The organism is Micromonospora sp. PTRAS2, from assembly GCF_054052245.1.
In genome coordinates, this window is record NZ_JBSWBU010000024.1 from 1 (window position 1) to 23,455 (window position 23,455).

At 73.7% G+C, this 23,455-nt stretch carries 20 protein-coding genes; 4 read left to right on the plus strand and 16 right to left on the minus strand.

What is annotated here, in order from left to right; all coding sequences use genetic code 11:
* Positions 1-174: 174 nt before the first annotated feature.
* Genes ACVMYR_RS32185 through ACVMYR_RS32215 form a run of 7 tightly spaced genes read right to left on the minus strand, consistent with a single transcriptional unit; the run spans position 175 to position 7,839 of the window.
* Positions 175-1,155 (minus strand): Lrp/AsnC family transcriptional regulator, encoded by a 981-nt coding sequence (locus ACVMYR_RS32185; protein ID WP_077937915.1) that lies wholly within the window; start codon positions 1,153-1,155, stop codon positions 175-177.
* Positions 1,139-1,990: an alpha/beta fold hydrolase gene (locus ACVMYR_RS32190; protein WP_077937914.1), complete on the minus strand. Its 852-nt coding sequence runs from the start codon at positions 1,988-1,990 to the stop codon at positions 1,139-1,141. The genes ACVMYR_RS32185 and ACVMYR_RS32190 overlap by 17 nt, the downstream gene beginning before the upstream one ends.
* Positions 1,991-2,022: 32 nt before the next feature.
* Entirely contained in the window at positions 2,023-3,192 is a 1,170-nt protein-coding gene (locus tag ACVMYR_RS32195; RefSeq protein ID WP_457123597.1) for a M24 family metallopeptidase, read from the minus strand.
* A 1-nt stretch (position 3,193) separates the two neighbouring features.
* The gene (locus ACVMYR_RS32200) at positions 3,194-4,075 is read right to left on the minus strand and encodes an ABC transporter permease (protein ID WP_091286080.1); all 882 of its coding nucleotides are present in this window, start codon (positions 4,073-4,075) and stop codon (positions 3,194-3,196) included.
* Positions 4,072-5,037: an ABC transporter permease gene (locus ACVMYR_RS32205; RefSeq protein WP_077937912.1), complete on the minus strand. Its 966-nt coding sequence runs from the start codon at positions 5,035-5,037 to the stop codon at positions 4,072-4,074. The genes ACVMYR_RS32200 and ACVMYR_RS32205 overlap by 4 nt, the downstream gene beginning before the upstream one ends.
* Positions 5,038-5,041: 4 nt before the next feature.
* The gene (locus tag ACVMYR_RS32210; RefSeq protein WP_077937911.1) at positions 5,042-6,631 is read right to left on the minus strand and encodes an ABC transporter substrate-binding protein; all 1,590 of its coding nucleotides are present in this window, start codon (positions 6,629-6,631) and stop codon (positions 5,042-5,044) included.
* Complete coding sequence (locus ACVMYR_RS32215; RefSeq protein ID WP_457123598.1) at positions 6,631-7,839, minus strand: dipeptidase; 1,209 nt, start codon at positions 7,837-7,839, stop codon at positions 6,631-6,633. Before ACVMYR_RS32215 ends, ACVMYR_RS32210 begins: the two co-directional genes overlap by 1 nt.
* A gap of 180 nt (positions 7,840-8,019) precedes the next feature.
* Here ACVMYR_RS32215 and ACVMYR_RS32220 point away from each other — a divergent pair, with 180 nt between their 5' ends.
* From ACVMYR_RS32220 to ACVMYR_RS32230, 3 genes are all read left to right on the plus strand, one after another.
* A complete protein-coding gene (locus tag ACVMYR_RS32220) occupies positions 8,020-9,066 on the plus strand; it encodes an ABC transporter ATP-binding protein (protein WP_457123599.1) in 1,047 nt (348 codons plus the stop codon).
* Positions 9,050-10,078 carry an ABC transporter ATP-binding protein gene (locus tag ACVMYR_RS32225; protein ID WP_396793289.1) on the plus strand — a complete coding sequence of 343 codons (1,029 nt, stop codon included), beginning with the start codon at positions 9,050-9,052 and terminating at the stop codon, positions 10,076-10,078. The genes ACVMYR_RS32220 and ACVMYR_RS32225 overlap by 17 nt, the downstream gene beginning before the upstream one ends.
* Before the next feature lie 147 nt (positions 10,079-10,225).
* The gene (locus ACVMYR_RS32230) at positions 10,226-11,590 is read left to right on the plus strand and encodes a lanthionine synthetase LanC family protein (protein WP_457123600.1); all 1,365 of its coding nucleotides are present in this window, start codon (positions 10,226-10,228) and stop codon (positions 11,588-11,590) included.
* Positions 11,591-11,615: 25 nt separating this feature from the next.
* Here ACVMYR_RS32230 and ACVMYR_RS32235 read toward each other — a convergent pair whose 3' ends face one another.
* The 3 genes from ACVMYR_RS32235 to ACVMYR_RS32245 all read right to left on the minus strand — a co-directional run bounded on the left by ACVMYR_RS32235 (position 11,616) and on the right by ACVMYR_RS32245 (position 14,816).
* Positions 11,616-13,193 (minus strand): Na+/H+ antiporter, encoded by a 1,578-nt coding sequence (locus ACVMYR_RS32235; protein WP_077937904.1) that lies wholly within the window; start codon positions 13,191-13,193, stop codon positions 11,616-11,618.
* Between the two features lie 106 nt (positions 13,194-13,299).
* Entirely contained in the window at positions 13,300-14,016 is a 717-nt protein-coding gene (locus ACVMYR_RS32240; protein WP_353902138.1) for a glycosyltransferase family 2 protein, read from the minus strand.
* Positions 14,013-14,816, minus strand: coding sequence for a YdcF family protein (locus ACVMYR_RS32245; protein ID WP_457123601.1), 804 nt, complete (start codon positions 14,814-14,816; stop codon positions 14,013-14,015). Before ACVMYR_RS32245 ends, ACVMYR_RS32240 begins: the two co-directional genes overlap by 4 nt.
* Before the next feature lie 158 nt (positions 14,817-14,974).
* Between ACVMYR_RS32245 and ACVMYR_RS32250 the strand changes: the two genes are divergently transcribed.
* Positions 14,975-17,089, plus strand: coding sequence for a cellulase family glycosylhydrolase (locus ACVMYR_RS32250; protein WP_457123602.1), 2,115 nt, complete (start codon positions 14,975-14,977; stop codon positions 17,087-17,089).
* 104 nt (positions 17,090-17,193) lie between these two features.
* Here the strand turns inward: ACVMYR_RS32250 and ACVMYR_RS32255 are convergent, their stop codons facing one another.
* Genes ACVMYR_RS32255 through ACVMYR_RS32280 form a run of 6 tightly spaced genes read right to left on the minus strand, consistent with a single transcriptional unit; the run spans position 17,194 to position 23,419 of the window.
* A complete protein-coding gene (locus tag ACVMYR_RS32255) occupies positions 17,194-17,796 on the minus strand; it encodes a hypothetical protein (protein ID WP_457123603.1) in 603 nt (200 codons plus the stop codon).
* Positions 17,797-17,826: 30 nt separating this feature from the next.
* The gene (locus ACVMYR_RS32260; protein WP_457123604.1) at positions 17,827-19,020 is read right to left on the minus strand and encodes an ABC transporter permease; all 1,194 of its coding nucleotides are present in this window, start codon (positions 19,018-19,020) and stop codon (positions 17,827-17,829) included.
* Positions 19,017-19,757 carry an ABC transporter ATP-binding protein gene (locus tag ACVMYR_RS32265; RefSeq protein WP_457123605.1) on the minus strand — a complete coding sequence of 247 codons (741 nt, stop codon included), beginning with the start codon at positions 19,755-19,757 and terminating at the stop codon, positions 19,017-19,019. The genes ACVMYR_RS32260 and ACVMYR_RS32265 overlap by 4 nt, the downstream gene beginning before the upstream one ends.
* Positions 19,757-20,992, minus strand: coding sequence for an efflux RND transporter periplasmic adaptor subunit (locus ACVMYR_RS32270; RefSeq protein ID WP_077937888.1), 1,236 nt, complete (start codon positions 20,990-20,992; stop codon positions 19,757-19,759). The genes ACVMYR_RS32265 and ACVMYR_RS32270 overlap by 1 nt, the downstream gene beginning before the upstream one ends.
* A 46-nt stretch (positions 20,993-21,038) precedes the next feature.
* On the minus strand, positions 21,039-22,658 hold the full coding sequence (locus ACVMYR_RS32275) for an ATP-binding protein (RefSeq protein ID WP_457123606.1): 1,620 nt from the start codon (positions 22,656-22,658) through the stop codon (positions 21,039-21,041).
* Positions 22,655-23,419 (minus strand): response regulator transcription factor, encoded by a 765-nt coding sequence (locus tag ACVMYR_RS32280; RefSeq protein WP_077937893.1) that lies wholly within the window; start codon positions 23,417-23,419, stop codon positions 22,655-22,657. The genes ACVMYR_RS32275 and ACVMYR_RS32280 overlap by 4 nt, the downstream gene beginning before the upstream one ends.
* Positions 23,420-23,455 lie beyond the last annotated feature (36 nt).

Genomic DNA, 23,455 nt, shown 5'->3' on the forward strand with positions numbered 1-23,455 from the left:
TTCTGCACCCGGCATCCGCCGGTGGCTTCCTGGGGTCCGGCAGGCCGCCCGCCGTGGTCTCCCACCTGGCGCCCGTTTCCCTGCCGGAACAGAACATTACTCCGTCCCCTCGGGCCCGCAAAATCGACCCCCCTCCTTGGCGGAGAAGGCCTCCGAACTGCCCGGATGCCCGCCTCAGACGTTGTCGCGCCACCAGGGGGTCTCGACGAAGCCCCGCCGGATGGTGAGCAGCACCATGCTGGCCGTCCAGCCCTGCACCCCGTCGAGGCGACCGAGCGTGCGGGTGGTGAACGCGTGCACGTCATCGGTGGTGGGCAGGATGACCTCGCAGAACAGCGCGTTGCGGTTGAGAGTGGCCGCGACGTACCGGACGCCCCGGTGGGTGCCCAGCTCGTGCGCGAGGGTGTCGAGGCGGGCCGGGTCGACGGTGATGTTGAAGATGATCTCGGACTCGAAGCCGAGCGCCGGCGCGGAGACCAGCGTGACCACGCTGATGCAGCCCCGGCGCTGGAGCACCTCGAACCGGCGGCGCACGGTGCTCTCGTCGACGCCGAGGGCCTTGGCGACCGCGCGGAAGCTGGCCCGGCCGTCCTCCTGCATGAAGTCGATGATCTTCTCGTCGGCGGCGTCGAAGTGACCCGGCGCGCACTGGTGCACCTCGACCACGGTGTCGGGCGTGCCCGGCACGACCAGCTGCTGGCCCCAGTCGTGCGAGACCTTGTAGACGTGCAGAGTCAGGTCGGTGTCGCAGCGCTGCACGCCCTCGATCGCCTGGATCTCCTCGACGATCCGGGCGTGCAGCGAGTCGCCCCGGCGCAGGCTCAGCTCGGCGATGATGTCCGCCGGGCCGGTGACCAGGGCCAGGAAGCGCAGGTCGGCCCGGTCGGCGAGCTGGGCCAGCACCCGCTTCTGGGTGCCCGGCTCACAGGTGATGCGCAGCACGAACAGGTCCGCCGCGCCCGGGTACTCGACGTCAGGCATCACCGCGACCCGGACGATGCCGTCGCGCAGCAGCTGCTGGCCGCGGCGCGCCACGGTGGTCACCGACGTCTGGCACCGCTCGGCGATCTCGGTCCAGGTGGCCCGCCCGTCGGCCTGCAGGGCCAGGATGATCCGCCGGTCCAGGTCGTCCAGGTGCTCAGGACCGCTGCTCATCCGCCCCCACCTCGCGCAGGAAGTCGCGTACCGTCTCGCGCCACAGCTCGGCCTCCTCCACCTGCGGGGAGTGGCCGGACTTCTCGAACACCACCAGCCGCGCGTCGGGGATCAGGTCGGCGATGGTCTCGCTGCTGGCCACCGGGGTGATCCAGTCGTCGCGGCCGACGGTCACCAGCGTCGGGCAGGTGATGCGGTGCAGGTCGGCCTTGATGTCGTACGCGGGCTGGTTCACCGCGAACGCGTGGTTGTGCGTCTCGTAGCGGTAGAACGTGGCCTCGACCTTGGCCTCGACGGCCGCCGGATCGTAGACATGGTCGTAGAGCGGCAGGATCTCCCGCCAGCAGTCCCGCAGGTCGTCATCGTCGCGCACCCGTCCGGTGTTGATGCGGTCCAGCTTATCGGGGTCGATCTTCACCCGCGTGGATGCCTCGGCGTTGCGCCGGGCGGCCTTCTCGTTCTCGTGGTCGGCGGAGGTGTCGCGCAGCACGAGGGCGGTGAGCCGCTCCGGGTGGCGGATCGCGTACTCCATGGCGATGAAGCCGCCGTAGGAGCCGCCGGCCAGGACGAACCGCTCCGCGCCGGCCCACTCCCGCAGCGCGTCGACGTCGGCGACCCACTGCTCGTGGGTGAACGGCGGCCGGCCCTCGCTGACGCCGCTGCCGCGGGCGTCGAAGACCAGGACGCGGAACGTGTCGGCGAACGGCCGGAACGTGGCGCGGGGCTCGGCGCGGGAGCCCAGGCCGGGCGCGCCGTGGTGGGCGATGAGCAGCGGAGCGTCCTCGGCGCCGAAGACCTCCACCTCCAGTTCGTTTCCGTTGATCGGCAGTCGCACGGCGGGCACTCCTCAGGGGACGGGACGGCGGCTCAGGGGACGGGGATGACGACGTCGTCGAGGGAACGGGGGTAGCTGGTGAAGGGGCGGGCCCCTGATCCGGTGATCAGCATCGAGTCGGAGATGCGGTAGCCGGCGTGGCCGGGCACGTAGATGCCGGGCTCGTTGGAGACGACCATGCCCTCCTCCAGCACGGTCGGGTCGCCGTCCTCCAGCCACGGTGGCTCGTGCATGCCGAGGCCGATGCCGTGGCCCTGCCGGTGGCGCAGGAACCCGGCCAGGCCGGCGTCGCGGATCACGTCGAGGCAGTGCCGGTTGGCGTCGGCGCAGACCACGCCCGGGGCGAGGAACTCGGTGCCGGCCTGCTGGGCGGCGCGCACGGCCTCGTAGTAGCGGCGCTGCTCGGCGCTGGGCTCGCCGAGGAGGAACGTGCGCTCCCCCTCGACGTACCGGCCGCCGACGGCGCAGCCGAGGGAGAGCATGAACGTGTCGCCGGGGCGCAGCCGGTAGCCCGAGGGCAGGCCGTGCGGGTGGGCGCTGTTGGGGCCGGCGTAGACGAGGCCGCCGGCGAGCAGGGACACCACCACGACGTCGGCGTGGTCGGCGTACATCGTGGCGGTGCCGACCCGGGTGACGTGCGCGGCCAGCTCGGCCTCGCTCGGCAGCTCGCCGCCGGCGGCGAGCGCCTGTTCGACGAGGTCGCGGCCGGCGACCAGCATGAGGTCGGTGATCCGGGCGGCCTCGGCGTGCAGGGCAATCTCCTCGGGCCGCTTGCGCAGCCGGGCCGTGCCCACCACGTCGGCGATCTCCAGCTCGGCGCGGGGCAGGTCCCGGGCGATCTCGGCGACGCGGGCGGCGGCGGTGCTGCCGGGGTGGCCGACGCGGCCGGCGACGTCGCGCAGGTGGGTGAACGGCGGGACGCGGCCGGGGAACTCCGGGTAGGACACCAGGTCGGCGGCGGCCTGCTGGGCCTGCGCGTGCTCGCGTTCCAGCTCGGGCAGCAGCAGCCGGGTGGGGCCGTCGACGGGCAGCAGCACGGCCACCGGTCGTTCGCAGGGGTGGTGGAAGAAGCCGGTGAGGTAGGCGACGTCGTCGGGGTGGTCGGTGAGGACGGCGGCCAGGCCGGCGCGGTCGGCGGCGGCGCGCACGTCGTCCTGCACCGAGCGGTAGAAGTCCACGGGGAGCCGTTGGGTCGACAGCACGTCAGTTCTCCCGGGTGCGTGGGTTGCGGGCGTCGTTGTAGGCGATGGAGATGAGGGTGGCGGAGACGACGAGGGCGAGCATCGCCAGCGAGGGGAACAGGGTGGTCCACCAGGCGCTGGACATCGCGCCGGACTGCTGGGCCTCGTAGAGGATCCGACCCCACGACCAGCTGTTGGGGTCGCCGAGGCCGAGGAAGGCCAGGCCGGCGGCCGACAGCACGGCCCGGGAGGCGGTGAGCACGACCGACACCACGATGACGGGGGCGACGGCGGGCACCAGGTGCCGGCGGATGATCCACAGCCAGGAGCCGCCGGTGAGCCGGGCGGCGTCGATGTAGGGCAGCCGGACCACGGCCAGGGCCTGGGAGCGGACCACGCGGGCCACCTCCGGCCAGGAGAACAGGGCGATGACCACGACCACGGTGGCGAGGCTGGGCCCGGCCAGGGCGGCGACGAGGATCATCAGGGGCAGCACCGGCAGCGACAGGGCCAGGTCGACGACCGTGCCGACCATGGTGTCGACCTTCGGGAAGTACGCGCCGAGCACCGCGACGAGCACGCCGATGACGATGGCCAGGGCGGAGGAGAGCGCGGCGACGAGCATGCTGATCCGGGTGCCCCAGACGACCTCGGCGAAGATGTCGCGGCCGAGGTTGTCGGTGCCGAACCAGTGCTGCCCGGACGGCGGGGTGAGCACCGCCGGGCCGTAGCCGCCGGGGTAGTCGGCGATGAGCGGGGCGGCGACCGCGACGACGACGAGGGCGGCGAGCACGGCGAGGGAGACCAGGCCCAGCGGGTTGCGGCGGAACGCCGTCCAGGTGGCGCTCGCGGCGGTCGGCTGGTCGGCGACGACCTGGTCGAGGGCGATGCCGGCGGCGGTCACTGGGTCCTCACTCTCGGGTCGAGCAGGCCGTACGCCAGGTCGGTGACCACGTTGGCGAGCACGACGGTCGCGGCGAGCAGGACGAACGCGCCCTGCAGGACGGGGTAGTCGAGCTGGGTTACCGCCTCGTAGATGCCCCGGCCGATGCCCGGGTAGGCGAAGACGGTCTCGGTGAGCACCGCGCCGCCGACGAGGAAGCCCAGTTGCAGGCCGACCAGGGTGGTGGTGGGCAGCAGCGCGTTGCGCAGGGCGTGCTTCCACACCACCTTGCGGTGGGGCAGGCCCTTGGCGGTGGCCAGGACGCAGTAGTCCTCGCCGAGGGAGTCGATGAGGGTGGCCCGCAGGGTCAGCACGTAGGAGCCGAGCTGCACCAGGACCAGGCTGACGCAGGGCAGCACCAGGTGGGCCGCGACGTCGAGGTACCACTGCCCGCCGTAGACGCCGGGGCTGTACGCGCCGCCGATGGGCAGCCACCGCAGTTGCAGGCCGAACAGGAACAGCAGCGCGATCGCGACGCTGGGCACGAAGACCGACTGGCCTACGACGCCGCCGACCTGGACGAGCCGGTCGAGCAGCCCGCTGGGGCGGGTCGCCGCCAGCACCCCGAGGGGGATGCCGACGGCGACCGTCACCAGCAGGGAGGACCCGGTGAGCAGCAGGGTCCACGGGAGGCGTTCCAGCAGCACGTCGGTCACCGGAACGGACTGGGTGATGGAGACCCCGAGGTTGCCCTGGACGAGCTGCCACAGGTACTTGCCGTACTGGACGAGCAGGGGCTCGTCGAGGCCGTACTGGCGCAGCAGGATCGCCTGGGTCTGCGGGGTCATGTTGGGGGTGGCGACGGCGAGCGCCGGGTTGCCGGGCAGCAGCCGCAGCAGCAGGAAGGTGATCGTGGTGGCGAACCAGAGCGTCAGGACCGCCCGTCCGAGCCGCCGCGCGACGAAGCCGACAACCGGTGGCATGTGCTCAGCCGACCTTCCGCGCGTTCGCCAGGGACTGCGGGTCGACCACCGACAGCAGCTCGCTGGGCTTGACCACGAAGCCGTCCCACTTGTCGCTGTGGGCGACGTACAGGTTCTGCATGTACATGACGTTGTCGTAGACGTTGTCGTGCACGAGGGTGGCGGCCTGCCAGATCAGGTCCTTCTGGGCGGCCTTGTCGGTGGTCGCGGTGGCCTTGGTGATCAGCGCGCTCAGCGCCGGGTCGTCGACCTTGGTGTAGTTGATGGCGCCGTCGGGCAGGAACGTCAGGGCCATGTTGGTGGCCGGGTCGTCCATGATGGCGAAGTTGCCGGCGTAGATGTCGTACTCGCCGGCGGCGGTCTTGGCCAGGTAGGTGTTGCGGTCCATGCCCTGCAGCTCGATGGTGATGCCGGCCTGGGCGGCGTTGTCCTTGACCAGCTGCGCCCACTGCGAGGTGACGGCGTCCTGCAGCGAGTAGATCATCGTCAGCGGGCGCAGGGTGCCGACGCCGGACTCGGTGACCAGCTTGCGGGCCAGCGCCGGGTCGAAGGCGTACTCCTTGAGGTCGGGCTTGACGAAGTCCTTGAGCACCGGCGGGATGGGGCTGGAGCCGGTGGTGACCGCCTGGCCCTGGAGCACGACGGAGCGGATGGCCTCGTAGTCGACGGCGTGGGCGAGGGCCTGCCGCACCTTGAGGTTGTCCAGGGGCTTGCGGGTCATGTTGTACGTCATGTGGGCGTACCCGAGGCCGGGGACCTCCTGGACCTTGACTCCGGGGGTCGACTGGAGGGTCTTGACCTGGGCCGGGGGCAGGGCGTTGGCGATGAGGTCCACGTCGCCGTTGCGCAGCGCGAGGATCTCGGTGTTGACGTCGGGGTAGACCCGGTAGACGACCTTCGCCACGTTGGGGGTGCCGGCGGGGGCCATCGGGTACGGGGTGACCCGCTCCAGGGTGTAGCTCTGGCCCTTGGCGACGGTGGTGAGCTTGAACGGCCCGGCGCTGACCCAGTCGCTGTTGTTGGCGAAGGTGCCCGCGTCGGGGGCCTTCTCGAAGACGTGCTTGGGCACGACGTTCATCCAGAAGCCGACCTCGTCGACGACGGTGGCGTCGGGCCGCTTGAGCTTCAGCTCGACGCGGGTGGCCGTCGGGGCGGAGGCGGACTCGACGTTGGCGAGCTGGCCGTAGACGACGTTGCCGGCGGGCTTCTTCGTCATGATCGTGTTGATGGTGTACGCGACGTCGGCGGCGCTGACGGCGGTGCCGTCGCTCCACTTCATGTCGCCGCGCAGCTCGTAGAAGCCGGTGGTGGGGTCGCTGTAGCCGCGGTCGGCGGCCAGGTAGGGCTGCTTGGCGCCGTTGGCGTCGATGGTGAGCAGCCGCGGGTACATCAGGTTGGTGATCCAGCCGTCGGTGCGGCTGTTGCCCAGCAGCGGGTTGAAGTTGACCACGTCGGTGGTGGTGGCGATGGTGAGGGTGGCGTTCTTGTCGCCGCCCTGGGCGGCCGAGTCGCTCGGCGCGCTGGGGCTGCAGGCTGCCGTCGCGACCACCGCGGCGAGCGCGGTGACGGCGACGAGGGGTAGGCGGAGACGCATCAGACCCAGACCTCCTCGAGGACGCGGATGGTGTTGCCACCGATGACCTTGCGGATCTCGTCGTCGGAGTAGTCGTGGGCCACGAGCCATCCGATGATGTTGTAGAAGCACTCGGCGGGGTTCTCCAGGCCGTCGACGTACTCGACCTTGGGGTACTCGACGCGGCCGTGGGCCTCCTTGGTGGACAGGTTCGCCGCGAAGGCGTCGTGCAGCCCGACGTGGTCGCCGAAGAGGGTGTCGGGGCCGAAGGCGACGTGGTCGATGCCGATGAGGTCGACCGCGTGGACGAAGTGGTCCATGACCGACTCCAGGCTGTGCCGGGGGTGGGCCGGGGACAGGGTGGTGTGCGGGGCGGCCTCCAGGCCGAGCACTCCGCCGCGCTCGGCGCAGGCGGCGATGACCGCGTCGGGCTTCATCCGGTTGGTCGGCCACACCTCGCGGGAGCCGCAGTGGGTGATGAACACCGGCTTGTTGGACTTCTGGATCACGTCCATGGCGGTGCGGTCGCCGGAGTGGGAGATGTCGATGGCCAGGCCGAGCTTGTTCATGCGTTCGACGGCCCGCTCGCCGAAGTACGTCAGGCCGCCGTCGCCGCGTTCCTTGAGGCCGCCGCCGAGCATGTTGGCCTCGGAGTAGGCGATGCCGATCTGCCGGACGCCGAAGCCGTAGAGCACGTCGAGGCGGTCGACCTCGTTCTCGATCATGGTGGCGGCTTCGAGGGCGAACACGTGCGCGAGCCGGCCGGTCTCGTGGGCGTGGTAGATGTCCTTGAGCGACTCGGCCTTGATCACGTAGTCCTGGTGGGCGATGTCGGCCATCCGCACGCCGAGGTCGAACAGGACGTCGGTGTACTTCCAGCCGGCGTCGCTGGAGATGCAGCAGGTGCCGTCCATGCCGTTGTCGAACACGGCGGTCATGCCCGAGCGGGACAGGCCGAGGTAGCCGGTGGGTTCGCGGCCGGCCCGGATGTGCTCGCGGAGCTGGCCCATGTCCTCGGGGAAGACCTGGACGTGGTCGTGCAGCGAGATGACGATCTCGTCGCGCAGCAGCCGCTGCGTGCGTTCCCGCTGGCTGTCGGAGAGGTCGAGGCCGGCGTAGGCCGGCACCCGGCCGATCTGCTCGGCGTACCGGAACTTCTTGAAGTCCTTGCCGGCCTCCAGGTAGTCGTACGCCGTGTAGCCGGTGTAGCGCTTCGCCTGTTCAAGCATCCGCGTGGGGTCCCTTCAGATTCGCGGCCCGCGAAGAAGAGGCGCGGCCGCCGGGGTCGGCGCCCAGAACCGGCGCGACCGATTAGAGGGTTGCAATGATTCGGCACGGAAGTCAAGATGCAGTTCAGGAACAGGCACGGACGGCCGTTGCAGCGGGGATTACCGGCACGGGCGTCCGTTATGCGTAGCTGGAGGCTCGCGGTGAATCAGCCAGACGCCCCAACCACCGCCCCACCGGACGGAGGAGGACAGGCCCTGTCGGTACGCGGGCTGTCCGTGACCTTCGCCACCCGGCGCGGCGACGTGCCCGCCGCCGTGGACGTCGACCTCGACGTCGCCGCCAGCGAACTCGTCGCGCTGCTCGGCGAGTCGGGCTCCGGCAAGTCGGTCACCGCGAAGGCGATCATGGGGCTGCACCCGCCGACCGTGCGCGTCGAGGCCGACCGCGTCGCGCTCGGCGGCACCGACCTCACCACGCTCACCGAGGCCGGGCGCCGGGCCGTGCGCGGCAACCGGATGAGCATGGTCTTCCAGGACGCGCTGTCCGCCCTGAACCCCGTGCTCAGCATCGGCGACCAGCTCGGCGAGCTGTTCCGTACCCATCGCGGCGCGTCCCGCCGGCAGGCCCGCGCCGCCGCCGTCGACCTGCTCGCCCAGGTCGGCATCCCCGCCCCGGACCGGCGGGTCGACGAGTACCCGCACCAGTTCTCCGGCGGGATGCGCCAGCGCATCCTCATCGCGATGGCCATCGCCCTGCGCCCCGAGCTGATCATCGCCGACGAGCCGACCACCGCCCTCGACGTCACCGTCCAGGCCCAGATCCTGGAGCTGCTCAACGGGCTGCGCCGGGATCTCGGCATCGGCATCCTGCTGATCACCCACGACCTCGGCGTCGTCTCCGAGGTCGCCGACCGGGTCGTGGTCATGTACGCCGGGCGGGTCGTGGAGACCGGCACCACCGCCGAAGTCCTCGGCACGCCCGCCCACCCGTACACCGACGCCCTGCTGCGCTCCGTGCCCCAGGCCCACCAGCGCGGCGACGACCTGTACGCCATCCCCGGCACCCCGCCCAACCCGACCCGCAAGCCGCCCGGGTGCGCGTTCCACCCCCGCTGCGACCGGGTCGTCGAGCGGTGCCGCACCGAGCGCCCCGCCCTGAGGGTCATCGACGGCCGCGCCGCCGCCTGCCACCGCACCGAGGAGCTGTCGCATGTCGTCACCGGCTGAACCCGTCCTGGTCGCCACGGACCTGCGCAAGACGTTCACCACCGGCCGGGCCGGGCTCGGCCGCACCCGGGTCAGCGCCGTCGACGGGGTGAGCCTCCGGCTGCACGCCGGGGAATCCCTCGGCGTCGTCGGGGAGTCCGGGTGCGGCAAGTCCACCCTGGCCCGGATGCTGGTCGGCCTGGAACGCCCCGACTCGGGCAGCATCGTGGTGCGGGGACGCGACATCACCGGCGTGCGGGGGCGCGACCGGCGGCTGCTGCGCCGCCAGGTGCAGATGGTCTTCCAGGACCCGTACACCTCGCTGGACCCGCGCATGTGCGTGCGCGACCTGATCGCCGAGCCCCTCGTGGTGCACGGCCGCGGCGACCGGCGGGCCCGCTCCGACCGGGTCGCCGAGCTGCTCGGCCTCGTCGGGCTCGCACCGGAGCTGATGCACCGCTATCCGCACCAGTTCTCCGGCGGGCAGCGCCAGCGCATCGGCATCGCCCGTGCCCTCGCCCTGGAACCGGAGATCCTCGTCTGCGACGAACCCGTCTCCGCCCTCGACGTCAGCGTGCAGGCGCAGGTGGTCAACCTGCTGCGGGACCTGCAACGCCGGATGAACATCGCCCTGGTGTTCATCGCCCACGACCTGTCCGTGGTGCGGCACGTCGCCGACCGCACGGCGGTCATGTACCTCGGGCGGCTCGCCGAGATCGGCGACACCGAGACCGTCTACTCCCGGCCGGCCCACCCGTACACCCAGGCGCTGCTGTCCGCCTCCCCCGTGGTCGATCCCACGGGCCAGCGCGGCGGCAGCCGGCGCATCGTGCTCGCCGGTGACCCGCCCAGCCCGTCCGACCCGCCGCCGGGCTGCCGGTTCCACACCCGCTGCCGGCTGGCCCGGCAGCAGTGCGGGCAGGTGCAGCCCGTGCTCGGCCCGACGCCGGGCGACGCCGACCGCGAGGTCGCCTGCCACTTCTCCGACCTGGCGCTGCGGGAGGGCGCGGGCGGCGTGCCGGCCCGGGCCTGACGACCCCGCGCCATGCTGCGTCCCGCGAACCCGCCGACGGCCGGACGAGTTCCACGAGGGACCACCGCCGCGGGCGGCCGGCGAGAACGGGGAGTCGGCGGGTGGATCGGGTCAGCGGTCGCCCGCGGCACGGGCTAGCGTGACGCCGTGGTCGACACCGGGGTGTATCGGGAGTGGGGCGAGGCGGCCTGGGCATGGGTGCTCGGGCAGATCCGGGACGACGACGGGCCGTGGCTTCCCGTGTCGGTGCCCGATGACGGGCCGCCGGCCGGGCCCGCCGACGACCGGGACTCGCTGTACGCGGGGATCGCCGGACTCGCCCCGGTACTGGCGGAGATCGGGCAGCACCGCCCGCTGACGGACGTGGAGCGATCCCTCGCGGCCGGCATCACGGACCGGCTGTCGACCATGGCGGCCGTCCGCGTCGAGCCGTCGTTCTGCGACGGACTGGCCGGGGACGTGGTGGCGCTGCGGCTGCTCGCCCCGGGACGGGAACGGATCGCGCTGGAGCGGCTCGCCGAACTGCGTACCCCCGCGGGGTGGGACACGACCCTGGCGGTCGGGGCGGGACACGACGGTCCGCTCACCGACCTGATCATGGGCACGGCCGGGGTGGTCCTGACTGCCGCCTGGGCGGGCGGCGACCTCGCCGACGGGATCATGTCCACCGGCGGGGAGGCGCTGCTGCGGGCGGCCGAACCGGCCGGCGGCGGACTGGCCTGGCGCATCCGCCCGGGCCACCCGTCGAGCATGCCGAACTACTCGCACGGCACGGCCGGTGTGGCCACGGCACTGGCGGTCGCCGGGCGGGCACTCGGCCGGGGCGATTTCCTCGACGCCGCCCGCCAGGGCGCCGGGCACCTGCTCACCGTGGGCTCCCTCGACGACGGCGGGTTCGTCGTGCCGCACACCCTGCCGTTCTCGCAACGGGACGTCGAACCGGTCACGTACGGCTGGTGCCATGGTCCGACCGGGACCTCGTACCTGTTCGCCGCCCTGGCCCACACCGGGGTGGAGCAGGCCGGCGGCGTCGGGACGGGTGAGCTGCGACGGCGCTGCCTGCACGCCGTGCTCGCCGCCGGCGTGCCGCGCCGGCTGCGCCCCGGCTTCTGGGACAACGACGGCCGCTGCTGCGGCACCGCCGGGGTCGGCGACGCGCTGCTGGACGCCGCACAGGACCAGCCGGCCGTGTGGGGGCCGTTGCGGGACGCCGCCTGCATGATGGGCGATGCGCTCGTCGAGCGGGCGATCCGCGACGACGACGGGGCCCGCTGGCGGTTCGTGGAGCACCGTCAGGACCCACCGCTGCTGCCACCCGGGACGGGATGGATGCAGGGCGCCGCAGGCATCGCCGCCTTCCTGCTACGGCTGGCCCGGGTGACCGGGGACGGGTTCACCGCTCCGGTCGTCGACCGGCCCGATCAGTGGTGGGCCGTTCCGGGTCGGCTGCGCGCCGCGCCCGGGCCACTCGGCGTCGCCGGGCCGGTCCGGACCGACGTGGACGGGGCCTGACGCCGCGTGCCGGCCCGGCCGGTGGTCACTCGGGGGTGGGCGGGCCCAGCAGGCGGATCTCCTCGATGTCGAGCGCGGCCTGCAGCTCGCGCAGCACCGTGTCGTCGATCTCGTTGGCGTTGCGCAGCCGGGTGATCTCGCGCCGCTTGCGGTCCAGGACCGCCAGCCGAAGCCGGCGCTCCAGGTCGCGGGCCTGCTCGGCGGCTTCGCCCTGCTCGGCGGCGCGGATGTCGTCGAGGTGGTCCTGGTAGTCGACGCGGATCCGGTCGGCGACGTCCCGGTGCACGCCCAGCCCGTCGGCGACCTCCGGTAGCGCCGCCAGCCCGGCCTCGGTGGCCCGCAGGCGGGCCATCCGCACCTCGTCGGCGCGCTGCTGGTCGCCGACGAGGCCCGCCCAGCGGACCACGAGCGGCAGGGTGGTGCCCTGCACCAGCATGATCATGACGATCACCAGCGCCGTGCAGAAGATGATCAGGTCCCGCTCGTGGACGGGTTCCCCGGCCGGGGTGGTCAGCGGCACCGCGAGGGCCGCGGCCAGCGACACCGCGCCGCGGAAGCCGGCCCACCCGGCGGCCGTGCGGATCCGCCAGCCGACCCGCAGGGCCCGTTGCGACTTACGGCGGTCGACGAGCCGCAGCAGGTACGCCGACAGGTGCAGCCAGGCCATCCGGGTCGCCAGGACGGTGCCGGCGACCAGCACCGCGATGAGCAGCGCCTGCCCCACCGACGTGCTGGTGACCCCGCGCACCGCCCGGGGGATCTGCATCCCGAGCAGCACGAACAGGCCCCCGTTGATCAGGAAGGTGGTGAGGTCCCAGAAGGCGTAGGCCAGCACCCGGGAGGGTGCCCGGATCACCCGGGGGCCGGCGAAGGAGAGCACCAGGCCGGCGACCACCACCGCGAGCACCCCGCTGGCGTGCAGTTCCTCGGCGGCCAGGAACGCGACGAACGGCGTGAGCACGCTGAGCGCGCCCTCGCGCAGCGGGTCGTCGAGGCGGCGGCGGATCAGCACGACCACCACCCCGATCGCCAGCCCGGCCGCGACGCCGCCGAGGAACGACCCCCCGACGCGCTCGACGAGCGGCAGCGCCCCCGGCGGTGCGCCGCCGGTGATCAGGCCGAGCGCGACGGCGAAGAGGACGAGCGCGGTGCCGTCGTTGATGAGGCTCTCCGCGCGCAGGACGGTGAGGAACCGGCGGGGCATCCGCTTGGCCAGGCCGGCGACCGCGGCGGCGTCGGTCGGGGCCAGCACCGCCCCGAGCACCCACGCCGCCGGCCCCTCGACCCCGACCGCCTGGGCGACCAGCGCCACCGTCACCATCGTGACCGCGACCAGCCCCACGGCGAGCAGGGCGATGACGGTCAGGTTGGCGCGGATCTCCCGCAGGCTGATGGTGAGGCTCTCCCGGTAGAGGATCGCGGGCAGGAACAGCAGCAGCACCACGTCCGGTTCGAGCACCACGTCCGACAGCGGCGGGGCGAGCGCCAGCAGCGCGCCCATCCCGATGAGCAGGACCGGCGGGGCGACCCGGTAGCGCCCGCCGATGGTGGTGCCGACGAGCACGGTGGCCGCCAGCACCACGATCAGGACGAGCCCCTCCACGTCGACCCCTCCGCGTCGTACGGCCGGTGCGGCCGTACGGCGTCGGAGGCGCCTGCCCGCCCCCACATGGTTCTACGGCGGGCGGGGGAAGGAGGGGCGAACGGGCCTATCGGCGGGGACGGGACGGTGCGAGCAGCGCCGACGCGGCGAAGCGCAGCAGCGGCAGGTAGATCCGGGCGGAGTCGCGCAGCGCCCCGAAGTGCGAGGACGCGTTGTCCGCCAGGTAGGTGGTGGCGACGACGGTCTGCCGGACGGGGTGGCCGTCGCGCGCCGCGTGGAGCAGGACGTTCATCTCGTACTCGAAGCGTTCGCCGGGCACCGCGAGCAGCCAGTCGAGCAGGCCGCGCGGGTACGCCCGCAGGCCGGTCTGGGTGTCGTGGACCCCGACGCCGGTAGCGGCCCGGAACAGCAGCCCGGTGACGCCGTTGCCGATCCTGCTGCGCAGCGGCACCGTGCCGTCGAACCGGCGTACCCCCAGCACGATCGCGCCGTCGCCGTCGCCGTCGGGCAGGGCGCGGGCGACGCGCAGGATGTCGGCGACCCGGTGCTGCCCGTCGGCGTCGGCGCAGACCACGTCGTGCCCGGGATAGGCCCGGGCGACGTGCCGGAACCCGGTCTTCAGGGCCGTGCCCTTGCCCCGGTTGGACCCGTGGCGCAGGACGTCGCCGCCGAGCCGGCGCGCCGCGTCGAGGACCGGGTCCGAGGCCGGGGAGCTGCCGTCGTCGACCACGACGACGGGCACGTCGGGGGCGGCGTCGCGCAGCTCGCCGAGGAGGTCGGGCAGCCGCTGTCCCGGCTCGTACACCGGCACGAGGACGATCATGGGGTCCGCCTGTTCTTCGTGACGGCGGTCGATCCGCCGGCGACCGTCCTGTACCCCGTCGGGGCGTCCGCGTCACCTCCCGTCGGCCGCCGGGCGGAGGGCCGCCCGCCCGCCGGACCCCGACGGGTTCCGCGGCGGGCCCGGTGCAGCAGCGCGACCATCGCCCGCTCGCGGCGCAGCAGGCCCGCCGGGTCGCGGACGCCGAGGAACCACAGCCGGCACGCCATGCGTACGGCGCCCTCCGGCCACCATCCGGGCGCGGGCTCCCCACCGGTGGCGGGCACGTCGAGCAGCGCCCCGCCGCGCAGCCCGAGCGCCCGGCGGGCGAGGTAGCGGACCCGGGGCAGGTGCCAGGTGTGCGAGACGATGCCCAGCGGGTGGCGCCGGTCGAAGGCGTGGCCGGCGAGCAGCCCGTCGGCGGCGGTGCGCAGGAGGTTCTCCAGGGTGCTGCGTGAGCGGGCCTCGGCGCGCAGGTCGGCGTGCCGGTCGAGGCCGGCCGCGAGCGCCTCGCGGAGCATAAGGTCGGCCTCGCGCCACCCGGCCGGTGGCGGGGCGGCCCCCTCGGCGGCCTCGGCCCAGCCGCCGGTGAACACGATCCTCGGCCGCCGGCCCCGCTGGGCGGCGGCCGCGAAGGCCGCCTCGTTGGCGGCGACGTAGTCGCGGGCGGCCCGGACCCGCGCGAGGCTGGCCGGGGTGAGCGCCCAGGTCCCCCCGGCGGCGGGCAGCACGCCGCGCCCGAGGACCACGAGCACGGTGGCGGTCGGCGGCAGGTGCCCTCCCCTCTGCGACGTACCGGGCAAGCCTAGCCAGGCGTCGGGCCACCTGCGGCATAGCCGCTCACCGATTGACAAAGTTTAGGGTCCAAACTTAATCTGCCCGTCCGACGGGCGTCACGTGCGCGTTCCCGACGCCCTGCCCACCCTCATCATGCGGCGGCATCTTCCCGGCAAGGAGTGTCATGATCGGCACACGAGGCACCACCCGACGGACCCGATGGCGGATCGGCGCGTTCACCAGCGCGGTCACGATGCTGCTGGCCGCCGTCGGCGTCCTGGTCGCGGGCACCGCGCAGGCGGCGGCGGGCTGCGCGGTGACGTACCAGGTCAGCAGCCAGTGGCAGGGCGGGTTCGGCGCGAACGTGAACGTGACCAACCTCGGCGACGCGGTCAACGGCTGGCGCCTGACCTGGACGTTCCCCGCCGGGCAGCGGGTGACCCAGGCGTGGAACGCCACCGTCACCGCCGCCGGCGACGACGTCACCGCCGCCAACGTCGGCTACAACGCCGCCATCGCCACCAACGCGTCGGTCTCCTTCGGCTTCAACGGCTCGTGGTCCGGCACGAACCCGAGCCCCACCTCCTTCGCGCTCAACGGGGTCGCCTGCACCGGCGGCGTCGGCCCGACCACGGCCCCGCCGACCAGCACGCCGCCCACCACGCCGCCGCCGACCACTCCCCCGCCCACGACGCCCCCGCCGGCCGGCGACGCGATGGCGGCCGTGGCCGCGATGCAGCCCGGCTGGAACCTCGGCAACTCCCTCGACGCCGTCGGCGCCGACGAGACCGCCTGGGGCAACCCGCGCATCACCGAGGCGCTGCTGGACAACGTGAAGGCGCAGGGCTTCAAGAGCGTCCGCATCCCGGTCACCTGGAGCGCGCACCTGGGCGGCGCGCCCAACTACCCGATCGAGGCGGCGTACCTGAACCGGGTCAAGGAGGTGGTCGACTGGGCGCTCGCCGACGACCTCTACGTGATGATCAACATTCACCACGACTCGTGGCAGTGGATCAACACCATGCCCACCGACCGGACCACCGTGCTGGCCAAGTACAACGCGATCTGGACCCAGCTGGCGAGCACGTTCCGCGGCTCGTCGCCGAAGCTGGTGTTCGAGAGCGTCAACGAGCCGCAGTTCACCGGCAGCTCCGGCGACGCCCAGAACGCCACCCTGCTGGCCGAGCTCAACACGTCGTTCCACCGCATCGTGCGCGCCTCCGGCGGCAACAACGCCACCCGCCTGCTGGTGCTGCCCACCCTGCACACCTCGTCGGAGCAGGCCCGCATCGACGAACTGGTCGCCACGTTCAACGCGCTCAACGACCGCAACCTCATCGCGACCGTCCACTACTACGGCTACTGGCCCTTCAGCGTGAACGTCGCCGGGGGCACCCACTTCGACGCCACCGCCCAGAAGGACCTCACCGACTCCTTCGACCGGGTGTACGACGCCTTCGTCGCCAAGGGCATCCCCGTCATCGTCGGCGAGTACGGCCTGCTCGGCTTCGACCGGCACACCGGCACCATCGAGCAGGGCGAGAAGCTGAAGTTCTTCGAGTACTTCGGCCACTACGCGCGGGCCAGGAAGCTCACCACCATGCTGTGGGACAACGGGCAGCACCTCGGCCGGACCTCGTTCCAGTGGAGCGACCCGGAGCTGATCGCCCAGATCAAGTCGAGCTGGACCACCCGCTCCGGCACCGCCTCGTCGGACCTGGTGTTCACCGCCAAGGCCAGCGCCATCAGCGCCAAGACCCTCACCCTGAACCTCAACGGCACCACGTTCCAGGGCCTGCGGCAGGGCAGCACCGACCTGGTCCAGGGCACCGACTACACCGTCAGCGGCAGCCAGCTCACCCTGACGGCGGCCGCGCTGACCCGGCTGACCGGCAGCCGGGCGTACGGGGTCAACGCGACCCTGCACGCGCGGTTCTCGGCGGGCGTGCCGTGGCGCATCAACATCATCACCTACGACCGGCCGGTCCTGGGCAACGCGACCGGCACGACCAGCGCGTTCGCCATCCCGACCCAGTTCCGGGGCGACCAGCTCGCCACCATGGAGGCGAAGTACGCCGACGGCAGCAACGCCGGCCCGCACGACTGGACGCCGTTCAAGGAGTTCGACGTCACGTTCCAGCCCGACTACACCGGCAGCTCCATCGCCCTGACCCCGGACTTCTTCGCCGCGGTCACCGACAACGCCCCGGTCACGCTCACCTTCCACTTCTGGAGCGGCGAGAAGGTCACGTACAAGGTGACCCGCTCGGGCAGCGCGGTCACCGGCACCACCGCCTGAGACGATCCGTCGCACGGACACCGCGGGCCCGGTCCCGCCCACGCACGCCGTGGGCGGGACCGGGCCCGCGACCGTCGGCCGCCCCGGGCCGCGAAAGCCGCGGCTCAGCCGCCGGTGGTGACGGAGGTGGCGGTCATGGCGTTGTCCGTCAGCGCGCCGCCCTGCACGGTCACCCGCTGGCCCCGCTCGATCGCCGTCAGCTTGCTGGCCCGGGTGGTCCGCACGGCGGTGTCGTCGGTGGTGCGGACCGTGACCACGGTGCCGTCGGCGGTCTCGACGTAGAGGGTGTCGCCGTCGACCAGCGTCACCGTGCCGGTGGTGGTGCCCGCCGCCGCGCCCGACGCGGCGGCGCTCGGCTGGTCGCCGGGGCCCTGACCACGGCCCGAACCGGCCGCCCCGTTGGCCAGACCCGCCGGGAACGACCAGGACGGGACCGCGGCGCCCGCCGCCGGCTCGCCCCACCGCTGTTGCACCTGCACCCCGCCGACGAAGCCGGCGACGACGAGCACGAGCGCGCCCAGGACCAGGGTGCCCCGGTTCCACCACCGGCGCGGGGCGGCGGCGGCCAGCGCGGCGGTGAGGCCCTCGTCGGGTTCCGCCGCCACGGCCGGCGACGCGGCGTCGCGGTCGTCGTCCGGCTCCGCAGGCCCGCCCGGCGCCGTGGCGCTGCCGACCCGGGCGAAGACGACGGTGTCGCTGTTGTCCATGTCTGATCCTTGCCTGTCGGGCACGCTGGCCTACTCGTAGCGCAGGGCGTCGATGGGGCGCAGCCGGGCCGCCCGCGCCGCCGGCAGGCCGCCGAAGAAGAGGCCGATCGCGATGGAGACGCCGAGGGCCAGCGCGACGGAGCTGGGCACGATCACGGGCCGGACACCGACGATGGTGAACCGGGACCCGAGCAGCGCGGCGGCCACCCCGAGCGCCCCGCCGAGGAGGCTCAGCAGGGTCGCCTCGATCAGGAACTGGGTCAGCACCGTCCGGCGCCGGGCACCGAGCGCCTTGCGGATGCCGATCTCCCGCGTCCGTTCGGTGACGGTCACGAGCATGATGTTGGTGATCCCGATGCCGCCGACCAGGAGGCTGATCGCGGCGACCGCGCCGAGCAGGGTGGTGAAGGTGTCGGCCGTCTCGGTCTGGGTCTGCAACAGCTGCGCGGCGTTCTGGATCCGGTACGGCGCGCTGGCCGAACCGGTGGTGGGCAGCCGCTGGGCGAGCACCGTGGAGATCTGGGCCTGCACGGCGTCCACCTCACTTGGGTCGGCCGCCTCGACGAGGATCGAGCTGATCGGCCCGTACCCGGTGAGCACCTCCCGCACGGCGCTCAGCGGCGCGATGGCGGTGTCGTTGGCGTCCTGGAAGCCGGTCGAGGACTTCAGCGCGAGCACCCCGACCACCGTGAACAGGGCCCCACCGGCGGTGACCTGCCGGCCGACCGGGTCGAGGCCGGCGAACAGCTCGTCGGCGACGGTCTGCCCGATGACGACCACCCGGCGGGCCTGCGCCTCGTCGTCGGCGGTGAACGCGGCCCCCGCGGCCACCGGCGAGTTGGACGCGGCGAACCAGCCCGGCCGGGTGCCCACGAACTGGGCGACCTCGTGGTCGGCGCCCTCGTAGGTCACCGTGGTGGAGGTGGTCGCCAGCGGGGACACCGAACGGACGCCGGGGGCGAGCACCGGGTCGGCGAGCGCGTCGGCGACCTCGACGGTCAGGCCGCCCGGCGCCGAGCCGCGGTTGGTGCCGGTCACGGTGAGGGTGTTGGTGCCCAGCGCCTCGATCCGGCTGGTGACGGCCTGCGCCGACCCGTTGCCGACGGCGACCAGCAGGATCACCGCGGCGACGCCGATGAGGATGCCCAGCATGGTCAGCGCCGAGCGCAGCTTGTTGGCGGCCACGCCGCGCAGGGCGAACCGGATCGTCTCGGTGACGGTCATCGGCCGGCCACCGCCGCGTGCCGGCCCGTGCGGTCCTGGCGCTCGTCGGAGCGGACCCGGCCGTCGAGGAGCCGGATCAGCCGCCGGGCGCGGTCGCCGACCTCCGGCTCGTGGGTGATCAGCACGATCGTCCTGCCGGCGGCGTTGAGCTGGTCGAACACCGCCAGGATGTCCTCGGTGGAGCGGCTGTCCAGGTTGCCGGTGGGCTCGTCGGCGAGCACCAGCGCGGGCTCGGTGACCAGCGCGCGGGCCACCGCGACGCGTTGCTGCTGCCCGCCGGAGAGCTGATTGGGGTGGTGGTCGGCGCGGTCGGCCAGCCCCACCGCGTCCAGCGCGGCGAGCGCCCGACGCCGCCGCTGCCCCGCCCGCACGCCCGCGTACGCCAGCGGCAGCTCGACGTTGGCCACCGCGCTGGTGCGGGGGGTGAGGTTGAACGCCTGGAAGACGAACCCGATGAGCCGGTTGCGCACGAGGGCGAGTTGGCGGTCCGCCAGGCGACCGACGTCGACGCCGTCGAGCAGGTAGCTGCCGCCGGAGGGCGCGTCGAGGCAGCCGATGATGTTCATCAGGGTGGACTTGCCGGACCCGGAGGATCCCATGATCGCCACGTAGTCGCCGGCGTCCACCGTCAACGACACCCCGCGCAGCGCGTGGACGGCGGCGGGGCCCTCGCCGTACACCTTGGTCAGCGCGCGGACGTCCAGGACCGGATGGCGCGGCGTGGTCCGGGGCTCCATCAGCGGGTCCCGGTGCCGGCCCGGGGGCCGCCCTGTCCCCCGGCGGGGAAACCGCCGCCGGGGAATCCTCCGCCGCCGGGGAAGCGGCCCCCGCCGCCGGTCAGGCCGCCGCTGGTGCCGGAGGTGCTGGTCTCGGGCAGCACGACCCGCTCCCCCTCGGTGAGCCCGGAGGTGATCTCGTACGCCCGGTCGCCGGCCAGGCCGACCTGCACCCGCCGGGTCTCCTGGCCGGTGTCGGTGAGCACGGTGACGATCCGCCGGTCGCCGCTGCCGCTCACCGCGGCCGAGTTGACCAGCAGCACGTTCTCGGCCGTGCCGGTCACGACGGCCACCCGCACGGTCTGCCCCGGCCTGGCCCCGGCGGGCAGGTCGGCGACGCCGAGGGTGACCCCGTAGGTGACCACGCCGTTGGCGGTGGTGGCCTGCGGGTCGATCGCCCGCAGCTCGCCGGTGGCGGTGGCCCCGTCCAGGGCGTTCCAGGTGACGGTGGCCGGCTGGCCGGCCTTGAGCCGGGTGGCGTCGGCCTCGGCGACCGCGGCGGTGACCTGGAGCTTCGACAGGTCGGCGAGGTCGACGAAGCCGGACGAGGTGCCGCCGGACGACCCGCCGGAGGCCGCCCCGGACGAACCGGAGCCCGACGAACCCGACGAGCCCGAGCCCGAGGAGCCGGAACCCGACGAGCCGCCGGACGGGCCGCCGACGGTGCCGTTGACGGCGACCACGGTGCCGGCCATCGGCGCGGTGAGCCGGGTGCCCTCCACCGCGGCCTCGGCCTCGTCGACGGCCAGCTCGGCCTGGGTCACCTCGTTCTCCGCCGTGGAGGTGTCGGAGCCGGCGTCCCGCGCCCGGTCCAGCGCGTCCTCGGCGGCGTCCAGGTTCGCCTGGGCCACCTTGAGGTCGCGTCGGGCGGCGGCCGGGTCGACCTCGGCGAGCAGCTGCCCCTTGCGTACCTTCTGACCGACGGTCACCGCGACCGAGGTGACCGTCCCGGCCGTGGTGAAGGTGGCGGTGGCGGTGGCGGCGCTCTCCAGCGAACCGTCCGCCGTGACCGTCGCGGTCACCGTGCCCCGGGAGACCTGGACCGTCCGGGTGCCGCCGGTCGTCCCGGCCCGCGCCGACGCGTCGCCGCGCACGGACAGCCAGGCCCAGGTGCCGCCGCCGACCAGCAACAGGGTCAGGACGGCGTTGACCGCCACGGTGGGCCGGCGCAGGGCCGCCGGCAGGCGTGCACGCATGGAGGGGATCCTGGCGGCCCTGCCTCGGAGGATCTTCGACGTCACCTCATAGCTGGCTCGGAGTCGGCGGCGGCGCGTCGGGGACCGGCGGCGCCGGCCGGTCGCCCTCCGCCGGGGAGCCGGCGACGGGCAGCAGTACGCGGAAGGCGGTGCCCGCCCCGGGGCCGCTGTGCAGCTCGATCCAGCCGCCGTGGGCGTGCACGATCGACGCCGCGATGGACAGGCCGAGTCCGGAGCCGCCGCCGTCGCCCCGGCCCCGGCTCGCATCGGCCCGGTAGAGCCGCTCGAAGACCCGGGTGGCGTGCTCGGCGGGGATGCCCGGGCCGTCGTCGTGCACCTCCAGCACGGCCAGCCCGCCGGCGGGCGGTGCGGGCGCCGGACCGGACCGGACCACCACGCCGCCCCGGTCCGGCGCGGGCGGCGGGCCGGCCACGGCGGCGGGCAGCCGGCCGATGCGGACGGTCACCCGCGCCCCCGGCCCGGTGTGCTGCATGGCGTTGCCGACCAGGTTCGCCGCGACCTGGCGCAGCCGGTGCTCGTCGCCGAGCACGGTCGGCGGCTCGAACGTCTCGTCGTCCTCGGTGAGCGTGGTCAGCCGGACCCGCCGCCCCGGGGCGCGGGCGTGCGCGTCGCGGATGGTGTCGGCGGCGACCTCCAGCACGTCGACCGGGCGCAGCACCGGGGCGCGGTGCCGGTCCAGCCGGGCGAGCAGCAGCAGGTCCTCGACGAGCACCCCCATCCGGGCGGCCTCGGCCTCGATCCGGCCCATCGCCTCGTCCAGGGCCGGTCCGGGCGGGGCGCCGCCCCGGCGGTACAGCTCGGCGAAGCCCCGGATCGAGGTCAGCGGGGTGCGCAGCTCGTGCGAGGCGTCGGCGACGAACTGGCGCAGCCGGCGGTCGGCCGCGGCGCGGGCGGTCATCTCCGTGCCGATCCGGTCCAGCATGAGGTTCACCGCCGCGCCGAGGCGACCGGGCTCGGTGTGCGGGTCGGTGTCGTGCAGCCGGCGGGCCAGGTCGCCGCCGGTGATGCCCGCGACGACGCGTTCCATCCTGGTCAACGGGCTCAGCCCGAGGCGGACCACGAAGGCGGCGAGCAGGCCCAGCACGATCAGGACGCTGCCGGTCACCGCGACGTCGATCACCACGAGCCGGTCGACGGTCCGCTCCGCCTCGGCCAGGGACGCGCCGAGCACCACGACCTCCCCGCCGTCGCCGATTGGGACCGCCAGCAGCCGCCACGCGCCCCCGTCGCCGGCCACGGTGTACGGGCGGCCGGTCCGGGCCCGCGCCGCCACCTCGGCCAGCGGGCCGGGATCGGGCGCGGCGGCCGACGGCGTGCTGCTGCGGTCGGGGTCCCGGGTGCCGTCGGCCCGGTAGTGGACGACCAACTGGTCCGGCCCGAGGCGCGCGAACCGGCCGGGGTTGCGCGGCCCGCCGGTGGTCGCGCCCCCCGCCGGGAACCCGGAGGCGGCGCGCGGGGCGGCGGTGAAGGGGCGGGCCAGCCCGGTGAGCTGCTGGTCGACCCGCTGCACCAGGTATCCGCGCAGCAGCACCAGCCCGGCGGCGTTCGCCCCCAGCAGGGCCAGCGTGGCGAGGATCCCGACGAGGAGGACCAGCCGGGACCGCAGCGTCCAGCGCGCCCAGGGGCGGATCGGCCGCCGGCTCACTCGTCGCCGCGCGGCAGCCGCAGCGTGTACCCCACGCCGCGCACGGTGTGGATCAGCGGCGGCCCGAGCTTGTCGATCTTGCGACGCAGGTAGTAGACGTAGGACTCGACGATGCGCCCGTCCCCGCCGAAGTCGTAGTTCCAGACCCGGTCGAGGATCTGCGCCTTGCTGACCACCCGGCCGGCGTTGGTGAGCAGGTAGCGCAGCAGCCGGAACTCCGTCGGCGACAGGTCGACCGGACGACCGGCCCGGCGCACCTCGTGCGCGTCGTCGTCGAGTTCCAGGTCGGCGTAGCGCAGGACGGCCGGGGGCGGGGGCACGGGCGGCGCGGCCGCGGGCTGCTCCGGGTGGCTGCGCCGCAGGATGGCCCGGATGCGCAGCACCACCTCCTCGAGGCTGAACGGCTTGGCCACGTAGTCGTCCGCGCCGACGACCAGCCCGGTCACCCGGTCCTCGACGGTGTCCCGCGCGGTGAGGAAGAGCACCGGCACCGGCCGGCCGGCCGCGCGCAGCCGGCGGGCGACCTCGAAGCCGTCCACGTCGGGCAGCATCACGTCGAGGACCACGAGGTGCGGGTCGAACTCCTCGACCAGGGCCAGCGCCGCCCGGCCGCTGGCGGCCACCCGGGTCTCGTACGAGACGAGCCCCAGGGTGACCGCGAGCAGCGTGGAGATGTTCGGTTCGTCGTCGACCACGAGGACTCGCGCGGCGCAGGCGCCGTCGACGGCCGTGGCGGCCCGTCCGGTAGGTGGCCGGAGAATGTCGGTTCGCACCACCACTGCCTACCGGAGGCTGCT

What these genes read in the sequence shown, in the direction of transcription:
- ACVMYR_RS32265 (WP_457123605.1), bottom strand. Translation starts at nt 19,757, where the DNA reads ATGGAGCCCCGGACCACGCCGCGCCATCCGGTCCTGGACGTCCGCGCG.
- ACVMYR_RS32225 (WP_396793289.1), top strand. Translation starts at nt 9,050, where the DNA reads ATGTCGTCACCGGCTGAACCCGTCCTGGTCGCCACGGACCTGCGCAAG.
- ACVMYR_RS32270 (WP_077937888.1), bottom strand. Translation starts at nt 20,992, where the DNA reads ATGCGTGCACGCCTGCCGGCGGCCCTGCGCCGGCCCACCGTGGCGGTC.
- ACVMYR_RS32185 (WP_077937915.1), bottom strand. Translation starts at nt 1,155, where the DNA reads ATGAGCAGCGGTCCTGAGCACCTGGACGACCTGGACCGGCGGATCATC.
- ACVMYR_RS32220 (WP_457123599.1), top strand. Translation starts at nt 8,020, where the DNA reads ATGCGTAGCTGGAGGCTCGCGGTGAATCAGCCAGACGCCCCAACCACC.
- ACVMYR_RS32250 (WP_457123602.1), top strand. Translation starts at nt 14,975, where the DNA reads ATGATCGGCACACGAGGCACCACCCGACGGACCCGATGGCGGATCGGC.
- ACVMYR_RS32210 (WP_077937911.1), bottom strand. Translation starts at nt 6,631, where the DNA reads ATGCGTCTCCGCCTACCCCTCGTCGCCGTCACCGCGCTCGCCGCGGTG.
- ACVMYR_RS32205 (WP_077937912.1), bottom strand. Translation starts at nt 5,037, where the DNA reads ATGCCACCGGTTGTCGGCTTCGTCGCGCGGCGGCTCGGACGGGCGGTC.
- ACVMYR_RS32240 (WP_353902138.1), bottom strand. Translation starts at nt 14,016, where the DNA reads ATGATCGTCCTCGTGCCGGTGTACGAGCCGGGACAGCGGCTGCCCGAC.
- ACVMYR_RS32255 (WP_457123603.1), bottom strand. Translation starts at nt 17,796, where the DNA reads ATGGACAACAGCGACACCGTCGTCTTCGCCCGGGTCGGCAGCGCCACG.
- ACVMYR_RS32215 (WP_457123598.1), bottom strand. Translation starts at nt 7,839, where the DNA reads ATGCTTGAACAGGCGAAGCGCTACACCGGCTACACGGCGTACGACTAC.
- ACVMYR_RS32260 (WP_457123604.1), bottom strand. Translation starts at nt 19,020, where the DNA reads ATGACCGTCACCGAGACGATCCGGTTCGCCCTGCGCGGCGTGGCCGCC.